The organism is Moheibacter sp. (assembly GCF_049672845.1).
Taxonomy (GTDB): domain Bacteria; phylum Bacteroidota; class Bacteroidia; order Flavobacteriales; family Weeksellaceae; genus Moheibacter.
Window position 1 is genome coordinate 262,577 of sequence record NZ_JBATWT010000005.1, and the last position, 15,008, is coordinate 277,584.

The window sequence follows — 15,008 nt, forward strand, 5'->3', positions numbered from 1 at the left end:
CAAAACTAAATTTGTTTAATATTGTACCATATGTCGCAAAACAGGATTCATTTGTTACTCGGAACCAATTTAAATGACCGAGAAAAAAATCTCCGTACCGCTCAAATATACATAGAAAAAGAAATTGGAGCCATCGGAGAAAAATCTAAAATCATTGAAACCAAACCCGAGGGGTTTATCTCGGAAAATGATTTTCTAAATCAGATTATTGTCGTTAATTCAGAATTATCTCCGGTTTCTACCTTGAAGATCATTAAGCAGATTGAATCAAAAATGGGAAGAGTTTACCTTCCAACCCAACAAAATTATCAGGACAGAATAATTGATATTGATATACTGTTTTTTAATCGGATAAGTTTTGAAAGCTGTATTCTAACCCTCCCTCATCACCAGATTTTTTCTAGAAAATTCGTAAAAAAGATAATGATTTAGTGTTAAAACAGATAATTTTACTAAATTTGCCTCGTTAGTAAAATTGTAAAAGTATTTAACCTACCCAAACAACAATCTATGAGAAAAATTTGCTTACTCTCTTTAACTTTGATTTGTTTCTCGCTACTAAACGCGCAAGAAACAAATGATTCGATTTCCCAAACAAATCAAACCAAGAAGTTTACCAACGATGAAAAAGAATTCAACGACTGGTATATTTCGGCTTTTGTAGGTGCAAATGCACTTCAAAATACAGATTTGGTTTCTTGGGGCGATGGAAGATTTATTCCTGGATACGATTTTCAGCTACAGGTGACCAAAGAAGTTACTCACGCTTTCGGAATCGCACTTATGGGTCAATATGGAAAAACACGTCAATACGGTGAAGGTACACAAGTAGACTATATCAACGCTTGGGATGGCAGAACTGAATATTACGGTCTGAGTCTACTTGGTGATTTAAATTTGAGTATGCTGTTTAGGAGAATTGACAATGATTCACCATTCAGATGGGCATGGCATATATATGCAGGTGCCGGAATTATCTCTTACAAAGCTGAAAGAAAAGCACGTAATATCTACGGTGATGGCTCACCTTATAACGAGTGGCACACACCAGTAGAAGGAGATGTCAGCTTTAATGACCGTTCGTTTTTTGCGCAAGTCGGGACAGGTTTAAGATATAAACTCAGCCAGCGATTTGACTTGGAGATGAGAGCTATGTATGTAATGACCGGTGATGAAGCATTTGACGGATCAGGAAACCCTATTCCAGGAAAATGGTCTTTGGCAGACATTGAAGAAGGTCGTGATGATAATATGATTACTCTTTCTTTGGGTCTTCATTACAAAATCGGAAAACATAAAGAATCTTTGCAATGGCACGATCCTTTGACTTCCATCAGTTCTACTCCTGCCGTAAATATTCCTTGTGCAGATGATGACAATGATGGTGTTTGTAACCTTTATGACAAATGTCCTGATACACCAGCCGGCATAAAAGTTGACGGCGCTGGATGTCCTTTGGATGCAGATAATGACGGTGTGCCGGATTCAATCGACGAATGTCCGACTATCCCTGGTCCTCCAACCAATAATGGCTGTCCGAAACCAATCGTAGAGGTGAGTATAGGAACCATTGCTTCAAGCATCTCAGATATCCTTCAGGGAATTGAGTTTGACTATGACAAAGATGTCATCAGAGAAGTTTCTTATCCAAAATTGAACGCAGCATTTGACATACTGCAAGCACATCCTTCTTATAAATTTTATGTAGAAGGTCATACAGACGCGGCAGGTGGAGTTGAATACAACCAAAATCTTTCTGAAAGAAGAGCAGCTTCTGTAGTTCGTTACCTTGTTAACAAAGGAGTTTCTTCCAGTCAGCTTGTTCCAATCGGAAAAGGTGAGTCTGATTTGAAACACAAAGAATGTGATCCTGTGACGAACTGTCCTGCATGGAAAAATCTTGAAAATCGTCGCGTGGTCTTCAAACCTTATGGTGAAGCAATTGACGGAGTTGAGTACAAAGATTAAACACTCATATAAAATCTAAAGGGATGCGTTTGCATCCCTTTTTTTTTGACATAAATTGAATCCTTGCTTATCCAAAATTTTTCTTTATCCCTGGGACTTTTAAATAATTAACTTATCTATCAGCGCATTATCTTACAATCAATAACTACTAATTCTGAACTCTAATTTAGTCCCAAACAGACACTTAAAGGCATAAAAAAGGCCGGTTTAACCGGCCTATATTTCTTAAATAATCTGATTATTTATTTTTCAAAATATCACGAATTTCGGTAAGAAGAACTTCTTCATTGGAAGGCCCAGCCGGAGCAGCTTCTTCTTTCTTGTTTAATTTATTAGCTCCTTTGATCAAGAAAAATAAAACAAAAGCAATCATAAGAAATTTGATGATAGCGGAAAGGAAATTTCCGTACTTCACACCATTCCATTCCAATAATTCCAGGTTTTCTACCCCAGAAGCTTCCATAACCGGAGTCAGAATAAGTGGCGTAATCACATCGTCCACTGCCGAACTGATTATTGCCCCAAAAGCGGCTCCGATGATCACACCGACTGCCAGATCAATTACATTGCCTTTAAAAGCAAATTCTTTGAATTCTTTAACCATTCCCATATTTTATAATTTTAGATTGATTTAAAATTAAGGAAAATTTTTAATTTGTCCTATTCCAACGAATTTTTGTCACACCTTCTTTGATACTCCAGTCTTCAGCTAGTCCCCCATTTATTTCCACAACAAATTTAGAATCTCCCGCTGCTGCTGCAACAGTCCCACCCGGACTCATTGCAGATTCTGCTCCCGGCTGTGCGTTTCTTGCAATGTTTATCAACACCGAATCCTTATCGAAATACATGATGTCCAATGGAATTCTGGTATTCTTCATATAAAAAGTATGCGGTCTGATTTCTTCATCTTCAAAAATAAAAAGCATTCCGTTTTTTTCCTCCATTTGCGAACGATCCATCAAGCCTCTTGCTCTTTTATTAGGTGTATCGGCAATTTCAATATTGATTTTCTGAAAGGGTTCACCCTTTTCATTCAAAAATTCTAGTTCTCCGTTTTTGGTGAATTCAATTTCCACTTCTGTGATTTCTCCTACCGGATCAGAACTTCCCTTTTGATCACAAGAAACCATAACAGTCAACAAACCAATTGCAAAAACTAATTTTTTCATTTTATAATCCTTTAATCTTTATAAATTCTATTTTTGGAAGTAAACATCACAATTATACCCACAATTATAAACGGAATGCTCAGAATTTGTCCGTTGTTTAACCCAATGTTCAAAGACTGAGCGACAAATTCATCTCCTTGATTTTCTTTGAAGAATTCCACAAAAAACCTCACACTCCATAACAAAGTAAAAAACAATCCGAAAATATATCCCTGATGGTATTTCTTGTCAGTTTTGCGATAAAAATGCCACAAAATAAAGAAAATAATCACGTAACAAATCGCTTCATACAACTGAGCCGGATGCCTGGCAATCAAATTATCTCCATAACCTGCACTTTGTTGAACAAATTTTACCGCCCAAGGCAGATCCGATGGTTTTCCTACGATTTCCGAATTGATGAAATTCCCAACCCGAATAGCCGCCCCACCTAAAGGTACCGTAATGGCTACACGATCCAATAACCAAAGTAAATTCTTCTTTAAATATTTTCGGTTGAATAAATATGATGAAAGCAAAAACCCCAAAGCCGCTCCATGACTGGCAAGTCCTCTGAATCCTGAAAATTCATATCCCTGAAGAAGTCCAAAAAATGCAGAAGACTCAGGGTTGCGCTGAACGGGCAGAAAAACCTCTATAAGCGCCTGATCAACCGGCATTCCCTGATAGGTATCGAAATTATAAAACAGTTCACCCAATCTTGCTCCAATGATCACACCTAAAAAAGCATACAAAAACAAAGGATCCAATAGTTTGATATCAATCTTATCAATTTCCATCATCTTTTTCATCAAATACCAACCAATTACAAATGCCAAAATCCACATCAGACTGTAATAATGAATTTTAATGATTCCGAAATCAAACAAAACCGGATCAATGTTCCAGGTAATCGCCAAAAATAAATTTGTCATATTTTTTCTTTTTTAGGTACGGGATCATACCCGCTTCCACCCCAAGGATGGCATCTGAAAATTCTTTTCGTTCCCAAATATAAACCTTTTATCAATCCGTGCGTGCGCAATGCTCCCAACATATAATGCGAACAAGTGGGCGTAAAACGACAATTACTGCCCAACCACGGAGAAATTGCCAATTGGTAAAACCTCACCAACACAACAAACGGAAAAATGATGATTTTTTGGAAAGAATTCATTTCGTACAAATGTAGAAAATTTAACAGAAAAATTCTGGTGGAAAAGGTCACTGAGCTTGTCGAAGTGATAATTTCTTAAACATTTCCCATAAAAGAATTCCCGCACAAACACTCACATTGAGCGAATGTTTGGTTCCACCTTGCGGAATTTCAATGCAGACATCACTTTGGTTGATCACTTCCTGCTGCACTCCTTCCACTTCGTTTCCGAAAATGACCGCATATTTTTCGTTGGGACTCAATTCAAATTCAGAAAGATTTTTACTGCCTTCTGTTTGTTCGATGGAAAGAATCTTAAATCCTTCATTTTTCAGTTTCCCTATCAACTCCGAAATCTCTTTCACATACTCCCATTCCACACTTTCGGTTGCCCCCAAAGCTGTTTTACGGATTTCCTTATGTGGCGGGGTTCCGGTAATTCCGCAGAGATAAATTTTTTCAATCAAAAAGGCGTCGGCCGTTCTGAATACTGAACCGATGTTGTACATGCTCCGGATGTTATCCAGAATCACAACGACCGGAATTTTATCTGCTTCCTTAAATTCCTCCACCGAAATCCGACCCAATTCTTCCAACTTTAATTTTCTCATGGCGCAAAATTCGGGACTTCAACTGATAATTAAAAATAATAAATGACTTTTCAACATCTACAGCCAAAACAGACAATTTCCCTAACTTAGCAATCCTAAAATCAAAAGAAATTGGCAAAGAAAGAAACACCCTTAATGCAGCAGTACAATAGCATCAAAGCTAAATATCCCGATGCTTTGCTCCTGTTTCGGGTGGGTGATTTTTATGAAACCTTTGGAGATGACGCCATTAAGGCTTCCCGGATTTTGGACATCGTTCTGACCAAACGAAACAACGGATCGGAGCAAAAAGAACTCGCCGGGTTTCCACATCATTCTTTGGATACTTATTTACCGAAATTGGTTCGGGCGGGTTTGCGTGTAGCGATTTGTGATCAATTGGAAGATCCGAAAATGACCAAAACCATCGTCAAACGCGGCGTTACGGAATTGGTTACACCCGGTGTTGCACTCAACGACGAAGTTCTTTCTGCCAAAACCAATAATTTCCTGATGGCAGTTCATGAAAATGAAGGACAATTCGGCATGGCTTTATTGGATATTTCTACGGGCGAATTTTTGGTTTCCGAAGGAAACAAAGAACATTTTCACAAATTAGTGCAATCCTTCCGCCCAAGTGAACTGATTTATCAGAAACGGAAAAAAATCGATTTACCGGAAATCAAAAGCTCTTTTCAGATAGAAGACTGGGCTTTTCAATACGATTATGCCACAGATAAATTGACCCAACATTTCAAAGTCAAATCCTTGAAAGGTTTCGGAATTGAAGAACTTCGATTGGGAACCATTGCGGCAGGTGCTGCATTTTCATATCTGGACGAAACACATCATTTTGATATTCAACACATTACCCAAATTCAAAGATTGGACGAAAACAGTTTTGTTTGGATGGATCCATTTACCATCCGCAATTTGGAGCTGATTTATTCGCCTCATCCGGAAGCCGTAACATTGCTCCATATTTTGGATAAAACCCGTTCTGCAATGGGCGCACGGCTTTTGAGCCGATGGATTGTGATGGCTTTAAAAGATGCCGACAAAATCAAAGCCCGACACGAAATCGTAGATTTCTTTTTAAAAAATGATGAAAAGCGAATTTTTCTGCGTGAAAAAATTGAAAATCTAAGTGATTTGGAACGAATGGTTGGAAAGATTTCAACCGGAAAAATTACCCCGAAACAATTGCTTTCGGTTGCCCAAAGTCTGGAAATTATTACCGAAATCAAAGCAAAATTAGCCAAAGATAAATCCATTCAGTTTTTGATAAATGAATTAACCAATTGGACGGAAGTTTATTCGAATTTAATCCAAACCCTTTCAGATGAACCTCCACATCAATTGGTAAAGGGAAATGTAATTGCCGAAGGAATTTCAGAGGATTTGGATCATTTGAGAGGATTACAAACCAAAGGAAAAGATTATCTGGAAGAATTGCGCATCCGCGAAACCGAGCGAACGGGAATCCCGAGTATAAAAGTTTCGTTTAACAATGTATTCGGATATTATATAGAAGTCCGAAATACGCATAAAGACAAGGTTCCCGATGATTGGATCCGTAAACAGACTTTGGTCAATGCCGAACGATACATCACGGAAGAACTCAAGGAATACGAAAATCAGATTTTAGGTGCGGAAGAACGGATTCTGGCTTTGGAAACGGATTTATTCCAAAGTTTAATTGAAAGTTTATTGGAAGATCTGAATGAAATCCAGAAATCGGCACGAACGATTGCACAATTGGATGTGCTTTCTACTTTTGCTGAACTAGCGATTCAGAATCATTATGTCCGTCCGAAAATGACGGAAAAACTGGATTTATTGATCGAAGACGGTCGCCATCCGGTCATCGAAAAACAATTGAAACCCGGCGAAAATTATATCGCCAACAGTGTTTCATTGGTTCCGAAAGAACAACAAATCATCATGATTACCGGGCCGAATATGTCGGGAAAATCAGCATTGTTGAGACAAACCGCTTTGATAGTGTTGATGGCACAAATCGGAAGTTTTGTACCAGCGAAATCTGCCGAAATCGGGATTGTCGACAAAATCTTTACGCGCGTGGGTGCTTCGGACAATATTTCTTCGGGTGAATCCACTTTCATGGTCGAAATGAATGAAACCGCAAGCATTCTGAATAATTTATCGGAAAGAAGTCTGATTCTTCTGGACGAAATCGGGCGTGGAACCAGCACTTATGACGGAATTTCCATCGCCTGGGCAATTTCGGAGTTTTTGCACGAAGGGAAAATTCATCCAAAAACATTATTCGCCACGCATTACCATGAATTAAATGAAATGACCAAATCCTTCCCTCGGATTAAAAATTTCAATGTCAGCGTCAAAGAGGCAAATGATACCATTTTGTTTATGCGAAAACTGGTCCCGGGCGGAAGCGAACACAGTTTCGGGATTCATGTAGCCAAAATGGCGGGAATGCCGCATTGGGTTTTGAAACGTGCCAATGAAGTTTTAAAAACACTGGAAAGTTCGCAAGTAAATGAAAAAATAGCCGATAAAACCAAAAAACTTACCGAAGAAAATATGCAGTTGAGTTTCTTCCAATTGGATGATCCGATTTTGGAATCCATTCGGGAAGAATTAATGGGCTTGGATATCAATACACTTACACCTGTTGAAGCTTTGATGAAACTGAATGAAATCAAACGGAAACTTGGTAAATAGTTTTGGAATAAAAATTGTAAATTCATCTAACGAAATAAAACCTATCAAAAATGAAAAAATTTATAGCCTTACCCTTCGTGGTATTAATGTTTTGGTCATGTTCGACCAATCCACTGACCGGAAGACAATCTTTGTCACTGGTTTCAAATGCACAGCTTTTTCCACAGGCTTTTGCACAATATGACCAAGTATTGCAAGAAAGTCAGATTGATAAAACCTCTGCCGATGCGAAAATGATAAACAATGTAGGGCAACGAATTAAATATGCAGCAGAAAAATTCTATTCTCAAATTGGTCAAGGAAGTGCGCTACAAGGATATGAGTGGGAATTTACACTTATCAAAAATGATGCTTTAAATGCCTGGTGTATGCCCGGAGGAAAAGTGGCTTTTTACAGTGGAATTCTACCTGTTTGTAAAAATGAAACCGGTGTTGCAGTAGTGATGGGACATGAAGTTGCACATGCACTTGCCGGACATAGTGCTGAACAAGTTTCCAATGCAATGGTCGCTCAAGGAATCATGGTTGGAGGAAACGTGGCGATCTCCAACGAACAGTGGCGTAATACTTTCAATCAATTGTATCCGATTGGCGCCCAGTTAGGAATGCTAAAATATGGAAGAAGCATGGAATTGGATGCGGATGAAGCAGGACTTTATTTGATGGCCATGGCCGGATATAACCCTCAGGAAGCAACTGCTTTTTGGGAAAGAATGCAACAAGCTTCTGCAGGGCAGCAAACTCCTCCGGAATTTTTAAGTACGCATCCAAATCCGGGAAATAGAATTGCGCAAATTCAAGCAATCATGCCCAAAGCAATGGAATATTACAACGCAAGCCCTTATAAAGGAAAATAAGTTGAAATGATACAATAGAAAAGATTCCCGCAAATGGGAATCTTTTTTTGTTTTTTTCTGTGTAGATTAGTAAGTAGAACTACAAAAGGGAAAAACCTCTCGGATTTTCCCTTTCCTGCAAATAAAAAAAGTTTATAATTGTCCCATTCTTGGGAACCAAACCGTACACATGATTCCTTCGCTCGCTTTCGAAGGATGTGCACAAGTTATTGTTTGAAATTTCGAACATTTAAGACAATCATCATCACGATGCAAAACAGGCTTGAAAGTATAGGCCTCGCATACTTGATTTTCACTTACTACAATTTCCTGAATAGCGCAAATCTGTCCATTGATGAAATGTTCACAGTTTCCGCAACATTGTGCTAATTTTACTTTCATGACGTTTTGATTTTGGTTGATTCAAAATTACAATTAAACTTGGATAGAATAATTTTAAATAGCTGAATTTCAATTATTTATATTTAGAATAAGTTAAAATCAAAATAAGAAAGCCGGACGATCAGATCATCCGGCTTTATACTCATTTAGAATTTGAATTATGAAAACGAATCGGCATAACTCGGATCCAATTCAAAAGTCTCCATAAATTTCGTCGTATAATTTCCTTTGATAAATTCAGGATCATCCATCAATTGTCTGTGGAAAGGCACGGTAGTTTTGATTCCTTCGATATAGAATTCATCCAAAGCTCTTTTCATTTTGGCCAAAGATTCTTCGCGTGATTGAGAAGTCACGATCAACTTTGCGATCATGGAATCATAAAACGGCGGAATTTGGTATCCGGCATACACATGCGTGTCTACTCTAACTCCGTGGCCGCCCGGAATATTGATATTGGAAATAATTCCCGGCGAAGGACGGAAACCGTTGTAAGGATCTTCCGCATTGATTCGGCATTCGATCGAATGTAATTTCGGGAAATAGTTTTTCCCGGAAATTGGTTGTCCGGCTGCCAATAAAATTTGCTCTTTAATTAGGTCGTAATCAATAACCTGCTCTGTGATCGGGTGTTCAACTTGGATTCTAGTGTTCATTTCCATGAAATAAAAATCACCGTTTTTGTCCACTAGGAATTCGATGGTTCCGACCCCTTCGTATCCAATGAATTCTGCAGCACGAACCGCAGCATCACCCATTTTTTCACGTAATTCCGGTGTCATAAATGGCGAAGGCGTTTCTTCTACCAGTTTTTGGTGACGTCGCTGAACCGAGCAGTCTCTTTCTGACAAATGACAAGCTTTTCCCGTTGAGTCACCTGCAATTTGGATTTCGATGTGACGTGGTTCTTCAATCAATTTTTCCATGTACATTCCACCGTTTCCAAAAGCAGCGGTTGCTTCCTGAACGGCAGATTCCCAATGTTTCTCCAAGTCTTTTTCGCTCCAAACCGCGCGCATACCTTTACCTCCGCCACCTGCTGTGGCTTTGATCATCACAGGATACCCGATTTTTTTAGCGATTTTTTTGGCTTCTGCATAGTCTTTCAGAATTCCTTCTGAACCGGGAACAACCGGAACTCCTGCTTCGATCATCGTAGCTTTTGCCGTGGCTTTGTCGCCCATTTTGTCGATGTGTTCAGGCGATGCTCCGATAAATTTAATTCCGTTGTCTTTACAGGTTTTGGAAAATTTAGCGTTTTCGGAAAGGAAACCATATCCAGGATGAATTGCGTCTGCATCGGTGATTTCGGCTGCAGCGATGATGTTTGCAATTTTCAGATAGGATTCAGAACTGGCAGCGGGGCCGATGCAAACAGCTTCGTCTGCAAACCTTACATGAAGGCTGTCACGATCAGCAGTTGAATAAACCGCAACGGTTTTAATTCCCATTTCTTTTGCGGTTCGGATCACGCGCATTGCAATTTCTCCCCGGTTGGCAATTAATATTTTTTTAAACATCGTTTTTAAATTATGAATTGATAATTATTTATGAATTAAGTAAATCGGAACTTGAAATTTCAAACTCTTCATTTTGAATTCATAATTTATTAAGATGGGTCAACCAAAAACAAAGGTTGGTCATATTCAATCGGAGATGCATCATCTACCAAAATTTTCACGATTTTACCTGAAACTTCTGATTCGATTTCGTTGAATAATTTCATGGCTTCCACAATACAAAGTACGGAACCCGGCGAAACATTGTCTCCCACAGAAACGAAAGGATCTTTTCCTGGGCCTGAAGCACGGTAGAATGTCCCAATCATTGGAGATTTCACGGTAATATATTTTGAATTGTCTTCTTCGGCAGCTGGCTTATCGGCAGCAGGAGCAACCGGCGCAGCAGGAGCAGCTTGTGGAGCCATCGGCATCTGAGCTGGAATTACTTGCTGTGGTGCATAGCTAACGGTTTGTCCGCCAATGTTTTTGATTTTTATTTCAAAATCTTTTAATTTCAGATTAACTTCTGCAACCTCTGATTTGGAAACGAATTTAATCAGATTTTGTATTTCTTTAATATCCATAATGTATAGAATTTATTTGTAAATATGGGTAGTGAACTTCAAATGTATAAAAAAATTGAAAAAGCTGCTTCTAATATTTTTAGAAACAGCTTTTTATTTGTCGTGGAATCCGAATTATTCTGCTTCTTCTTCCTGAACTTTCTCCATTACTACTTTTCCTCTGTAGTACATTTTACCGTCTAGCCAGTATGCACGGTGGTAAAGATGTGATTCGCCGGTTGTTTTATCTACAGCCAACTGAGGCGCTTCAATTTTGTAATGGGTTCTGCGTTTATCTCTTCTTGTTGTCGATTGACGTCTCTTAGGATGTGCCATAACTTATGTTTTAATAATCCGTTATTTTTATTTTCTTAATTTTTTCAAAGCTTCCCAACGTGGGTCTATTTCTTCGTTTGAATCCTTTGCATCTTCTGCTTTTTCCTGAATACTGTACTTTTCAATTAAATCCAGCATTTCAGAATCACTTTTTCCGGTCAACACATCGGGATGAATTCGCTTGTACGGAATTGACAAAAGAGCCAATTCATAAATCAATTGAGCCGCATTTATAAAATGCTCCCCAGACGGAATCACCCAAACTTCATCATCGGAATCATCAAATTCATCACCAAATTTAACAATCAATCCCGATTTTCCATGAATTTCTTCTCTATAAGCATCGCTCGTTAAGTCGCAATCCACTTCAATATTTCCCGATAAATGAAAAAACAATTCCAGAAAATTGTTCTTTTTGTCCAAAATCAATTGGAGTTTCAAATCGGGATCACGAAAATCCTGATCAAATTCAAACAAATCAAAGAACGATTGAGCTATCTGAAATTCAAAGTCATGCTGCCCTAAACTCAAACCTGCAAAGGAAACGTCATAATAACTAAACTTCTCCATAACTCAAACGGGTGGCAAAGATAATACATCTTGCTGAAAAACAAGAAGGTTTTGATTAAATTTTATTGACCGGGATATTTATCCGGATTTTGAGATGTGTGGAAGACGGAATGAATGGAAACGATTTTATTTTCAACCGAATAGAAAACCAAATAAGGAAAAGCTGGAAAAGGAATCGCACGTATTTCCCTGTATCTTATCTGAAAATGCGGACTGAATTCTAATGTATTCAGAACTTTTTCCCAATTCTTCATGAAAATTAAACGCTACTTGCTCAGATATTTTGGAATAATAATCAAATGCCTGATCAATTTCCTCCAAAGCCTGTGGCGATATTCTCAATTCATAAATCCATATTTGGATTTGATTTTGTCAATCGATTCTCTTGCCGGTAAATATTCGCTCTTATCTGTTTTTAAGCGTTCATCCAAGACTTGTTTCATCTCAGCGGTCAATTCAAACTCCTGTTTATCAAAACTTCCACCAATTAATTCCAGAAATTCCAGAAAAAAGGAAGTTTTATCGTCCGGTATTTTTACACTGAAAGTTTTCATTTTTTTGATTTATTCAAAGTTACGCATCTACATTATACAATCCTACAGTCATACAATAAAAAATCACCTTTCTCTCTCCGGCTTCAATTCACGGTGTTTCAGCACATTGCTTGTGAGTTCTTTGTATTCGGCGCGTTTCTGAAAAATGGTCACCGCCGTATAAATCGCTTCGCGGAAGGAAGTTTCATCTGCGATTCCTTTGCCGGCAATGTCATAAGCCACGCCGTGATCGGGCGAAGTACGTACAAAAGGAAGCGAAGCCGTATAATTCACGCCATCTTCAAAACACAAAGTTTTGAAAGGTATGAGCGCTTGGTCGTGATACATTCCCAAAACCGCATCAAAAGTTTCAATATTGGTGGGGGAAAAAAAGCTATCTGCCGCATAAGGACCAAAAACCAACATTCCCTTTTCGTAAAGCGATTGAATGGCCGGAATGATGATTTCCTGTTCTTCTTGTCCCAAAAGTCCGTTATCGCCCGAATGCGGATTGAGTCCCAAAACGGCAATTTTCGGTTTGCGAACGCCAAAATCCATTTTTAAGGATTCGTGCAAAGCCAAAACTTTTTCCGTAATGTTTTCTTTACTGATTTTTGAAGCCACGTCTTTCAGCGGAATGTGTTGGGTAACCAAACTCACTTTAAGCATTTCAGTTACCAAAAACATCAAAGGCTTTCCGCCCCAAACTTCACCTAAATATTCGGTATGACCAGGAAAATTAAATGCTTCGGACTGAATGTTTTTCTTATTAATCGGTGCGGTTACTAAGACATCGCATTCACCATTTTTCACGGATTCAGCGGCGGCTTTAAGCGATTCAAATGCAAGCCTACCCGAAAGTTCGGTGGCATTTCCAAATTCCATTTGTGCAGGTTCTTTCCACAAGTTCACCACATTGATTTTTCTTTCCACCGCTTTGTCGGGAGAATTTATCCCAAAAAACTGAATGGACTCATCTTTCAATTGATTTTTATAGAAATTCAAATGTTTGGTCGAACCAAAAATAACGGGCGTGAAAAAATCCAGTATATTCTTGTCGGCCAAAGCCTTTACGATGACTTCACATCCGATTCCGTTGATATCGCCAACCGAAATGGCTACTTTGGGTTTATATTCCTGCAAATTCATTTTTTTAAACTATTATTTAGTGTAGAAATCGGAATGTCCGAATTAAATTTCCACAAAGTTAAGATTCTAAATTTTTATTTCTTCAACCAGGCCATCAAATCCCAATAATTTTGCGGAACAATTCCGTGTCCGCTTCGGTATTCCCGGTACAGATTTTTAATTCCCAACTGATCCAAAAAAGGTTGGGCTTTTCTTGCCCATTCCACCGGAATGACCGCATCGTCCGTTCCGTGCGAAACAAAGAAATCCAGATGCGAATAATCTTTTTCGGGAGAAATTTCTCCAATAAAATCCATTTCGGGATAACCACTCAGGCAAATCACATTTTTTACTTTTTCGGGAAAATTCAGTGCGATTGCATAACTCAAAATCGCTCCTTGACTAAATCCACAAATCCAGACATTTTCTTTGTCTAAATTTTCCTGAACTGTAATTTCATCAATGAATTCCACCAATTTATTTCGGGACGCAATTCCCTGTGGCACATTGGTGAATTTCTCCATATTTATAAAATCGATTTCGTACCAAGCGTACATTCCAGGCGTGAGTGTGTGAATTCCACGAACGCTGATTACGTGAAATTCCGGCGGTAAATCTTCCGCAAAACTGAACAAATCGGCTTCGTTGCTCCCGTATCCGTGGATCAATAAAAGCAATGGATTTTTTTCCAGTTGAATTCCCGGTTTTCGTTCCAGGTAACTAATTCCCTTCAGTTCTTTCATCATTAGAATTGATAATTTTTATTTCTCTTGGCGCCACCGGAATTTTAAATCCGTTGGCTTCCATTACATCCTTGCAAATTCCGCGTAAAATCAACGGCGCATCCCAATAATTCCTCGGTTTGGAAAAAGCACGAACCGTCAGATTGATTCGGTCTTGGGTAAATTCTTCAATTTCAATTACAATCGGTCTGTAGTCCAGAAACATTTTATTTTCGGAAATGGCGGTTTTCAACAAAGGTCGAAGTCTGTGAACGTCCGACCGATATTCAACACCCACGGTTATGTCGATCCGATACGCATCTTTGGCGGAGAAATTCTGAAGATTGGTATTAAACAAAGGCGAATTCGGCAAAACAATTAGCTCATTTCTCTGACCTCGAATGGTCGTATTCAACAAATTAATTTTCTCCACAATTCCTTCGAATTCATCGGATTTAATCAAATCGCCGACCCGAAAAGGATTGGTCAGAATGATCATCACGCCACTTGCCAAATTGGAAAAACTTCCTTGCAAACCCAATCCCACACCGACAGCCGCACCTCCAATCAATGCCAGAATAGAAGTTACTTTCACGCCTGCCGTATTAATCGCAACCACGATGACCAGAATGTTGAGCGTGATTTGAATAATGTCTTTCAGGAAAAGTCGTACGGAGTCTTCAATTCCGCGTTTCAGCATACCGAAATTCGCGTATTTGCTGATGATGCGTGAAAGCCAGAAACCGATGACGAAAATGGCAATCGCTTCCAGAAATCCGATGCTCAGATCGATGAATTTATCAAAATATTTGGAATTGAAATTGGAAAATAAATCCCTCATAAGG

Annotated in this window: 19 protein-coding genes; 4 read left to right on the plus strand and 15 right to left on the minus strand. The window is 38.7% G+C overall.

Features of this window, described 5'->3' with window-relative positions; genetic code table 11:
• The first annotated feature begins 30 nt into the window (after positions 1-30).
• Positions 31-432: a 2-amino-4-hydroxy-6-hydroxymethyldihydropteridine diphosphokinase gene (gene folK / locus WBF63_RS01325; RefSeq protein ID WP_424367879.1), complete on the plus strand. Its 402-nt coding sequence runs from the start codon at positions 31-33 to the stop codon at positions 430-432.
• A 78-nt stretch (positions 433-510) separates the two neighbouring features.
• Complete coding sequence (locus tag WBF63_RS01330; RefSeq protein ID WP_424367880.1) at positions 511-1,968, plus strand: OmpA family protein; 1,458 nt, start codon at positions 511-513, stop codon at positions 1,966-1,968.
• Between the two features lie 238 nt (positions 1,969-2,206).
• Here WBF63_RS01330 and mscL read toward each other — a convergent pair whose 3' ends face one another.
• The 5 genes from mscL to WBF63_RS01355 are packed head-to-tail and all read right to left on the minus strand — an operon-like array spanning position 2,207 to position 4,886.
• Positions 2,207-2,578 (minus strand): large conductance mechanosensitive channel protein MscL, encoded by a 372-nt coding sequence (gene mscL, locus WBF63_RS01335; protein ID WP_424367881.1) that lies wholly within the window; start codon positions 2,576-2,578, stop codon positions 2,207-2,209.
• 40 nt (positions 2,579-2,618) lie between these two features.
• The gene (locus WBF63_RS01340) at positions 2,619-3,140 is read right to left on the minus strand and encodes a DUF192 domain-containing protein (protein ID WP_424367882.1); all 522 of its coding nucleotides are present in this window, start codon (positions 3,138-3,140) and stop codon (positions 2,619-2,621) included.
• A gap of 11 nt (positions 3,141-3,151) precedes the next feature.
• Positions 3,152-4,054: a prolipoprotein diacylglyceryl transferase gene (gene lgt / locus WBF63_RS01345; RefSeq protein ID WP_424367883.1), complete on the minus strand. Its 903-nt coding sequence runs from the start codon at positions 4,052-4,054 to the stop codon at positions 3,152-3,154.
• A complete protein-coding gene (gene yidD / locus WBF63_RS01350) occupies positions 4,051-4,296 on the minus strand; it encodes a membrane protein insertion efficiency factor YidD (protein ID WP_424367884.1) in 246 nt (81 codons plus the stop codon). The genes lgt and yidD overlap by 4 nt, the downstream gene beginning before the upstream one ends.
• 47 nt (positions 4,297-4,343) lie before the next feature.
• On the minus strand, positions 4,344-4,886 hold the full coding sequence (locus WBF63_RS01355) for an RNA methyltransferase (RefSeq protein WP_424367885.1): 543 nt from the start codon (positions 4,884-4,886) through the stop codon (positions 4,344-4,346).
• A gap of 135 nt (positions 4,887-5,021) precedes the next feature.
• Here WBF63_RS01355 and mutS point away from each other — a divergent pair, with 135 nt between their 5' ends.
• Together mutS and WBF63_RS01365 are read left to right on the plus strand one after the other, a co-directional pair.
• On the plus strand, positions 5,022-7,571 hold the full coding sequence (gene mutS, locus WBF63_RS01360; protein WP_424367936.1) for a DNA mismatch repair protein MutS: 2,550 nt from the start codon (positions 5,022-5,024) through the stop codon (positions 7,569-7,571).
• Between the two features lie 50 nt (positions 7,572-7,621).
• Positions 7,622-8,428 (plus strand): M48 family metallopeptidase, encoded by an 807-nt coding sequence (locus tag WBF63_RS01365; protein ID WP_424367886.1) that lies wholly within the window; start codon positions 7,622-7,624, stop codon positions 8,426-8,428.
• A 132-nt stretch (positions 8,429-8,560) separates the two neighbouring features.
• Here WBF63_RS01365 and WBF63_RS01370 read toward each other — a convergent pair whose 3' ends face one another.
• From WBF63_RS01370 to WBF63_RS01415, 10 genes are all read right to left on the minus strand, one after another.
• On the minus strand, positions 8,561-8,809 hold the full coding sequence (locus WBF63_RS01370) for a hypothetical protein (protein ID WP_424367887.1): 249 nt from the start codon (positions 8,807-8,809) through the stop codon (positions 8,561-8,563).
• 158 nt (positions 8,810-8,967) lie between these two features.
• A complete protein-coding gene (gene accC, locus WBF63_RS01375; protein ID WP_424367888.1) occupies positions 8,968-10,329 on the minus strand; it encodes an acetyl-CoA carboxylase biotin carboxylase subunit in 1,362 nt (453 codons plus the stop codon).
• An 89-nt stretch (positions 10,330-10,418) separates the two neighbouring features.
• Complete coding sequence (accB, locus tag WBF63_RS01380) at positions 10,419-10,895, minus strand: acetyl-CoA carboxylase biotin carboxyl carrier protein (protein WP_424367889.1); 477 nt, start codon at positions 10,893-10,895, stop codon at positions 10,419-10,421.
• Positions 10,896-11,009: 114 nt separating this feature from the next.
• Entirely contained in the window at positions 11,010-11,210 is a 201-nt protein-coding gene (gene rpmF / locus WBF63_RS01385; protein ID WP_424367890.1) for a 50S ribosomal protein L32, read from the minus strand.
• 27 nt (positions 11,211-11,237) lie between these two features.
• Positions 11,238-11,780 carry a YceD family protein gene (locus WBF63_RS01390; RefSeq protein ID WP_424367891.1) on the minus strand — a complete coding sequence of 181 codons (543 nt, stop codon included), beginning with the start codon at positions 11,778-11,780 and terminating at the stop codon, positions 11,238-11,240.
• A 62-nt stretch (positions 11,781-11,842) separates the two neighbouring features.
• Complete coding sequence (locus WBF63_RS01395; RefSeq protein WP_424367892.1) at positions 11,843-12,034, minus strand: hypothetical protein; 192 nt, start codon at positions 12,032-12,034, stop codon at positions 11,843-11,845.
• Between the two features lie 84 nt (positions 12,035-12,118).
• The gene (locus WBF63_RS01400) at positions 12,119-12,334 is read right to left on the minus strand and encodes a hypothetical protein (RefSeq protein WP_424367893.1); all 216 of its coding nucleotides are present in this window, start codon (positions 12,332-12,334) and stop codon (positions 12,119-12,121) included.
• Between the two features lie 63 nt (positions 12,335-12,397).
• Entirely contained in the window at positions 12,398-13,462 is a 1,065-nt protein-coding gene (gene pdxA / locus WBF63_RS01405) for a 4-hydroxythreonine-4-phosphate dehydrogenase PdxA (RefSeq protein WP_424367894.1), read from the minus strand.
• 74 nt (positions 13,463-13,536) lie between these two features.
• Complete coding sequence (locus tag WBF63_RS01410) at positions 13,537-14,187, minus strand: alpha/beta hydrolase (RefSeq protein WP_424367895.1); 651 nt, start codon at positions 14,185-14,187, stop codon at positions 13,537-13,539.
• Positions 14,162-15,004 carry a mechanosensitive ion channel family protein gene (locus tag WBF63_RS01415; RefSeq protein WP_424367896.1) on the minus strand — a complete coding sequence of 281 codons (843 nt, stop codon included), beginning with the start codon at positions 15,002-15,004 and terminating at the stop codon, positions 14,162-14,164. The genes WBF63_RS01410 and WBF63_RS01415 overlap by 26 nt, the downstream gene beginning before the upstream one ends.
• Positions 15,005-15,008 lie beyond the last annotated feature (4 nt).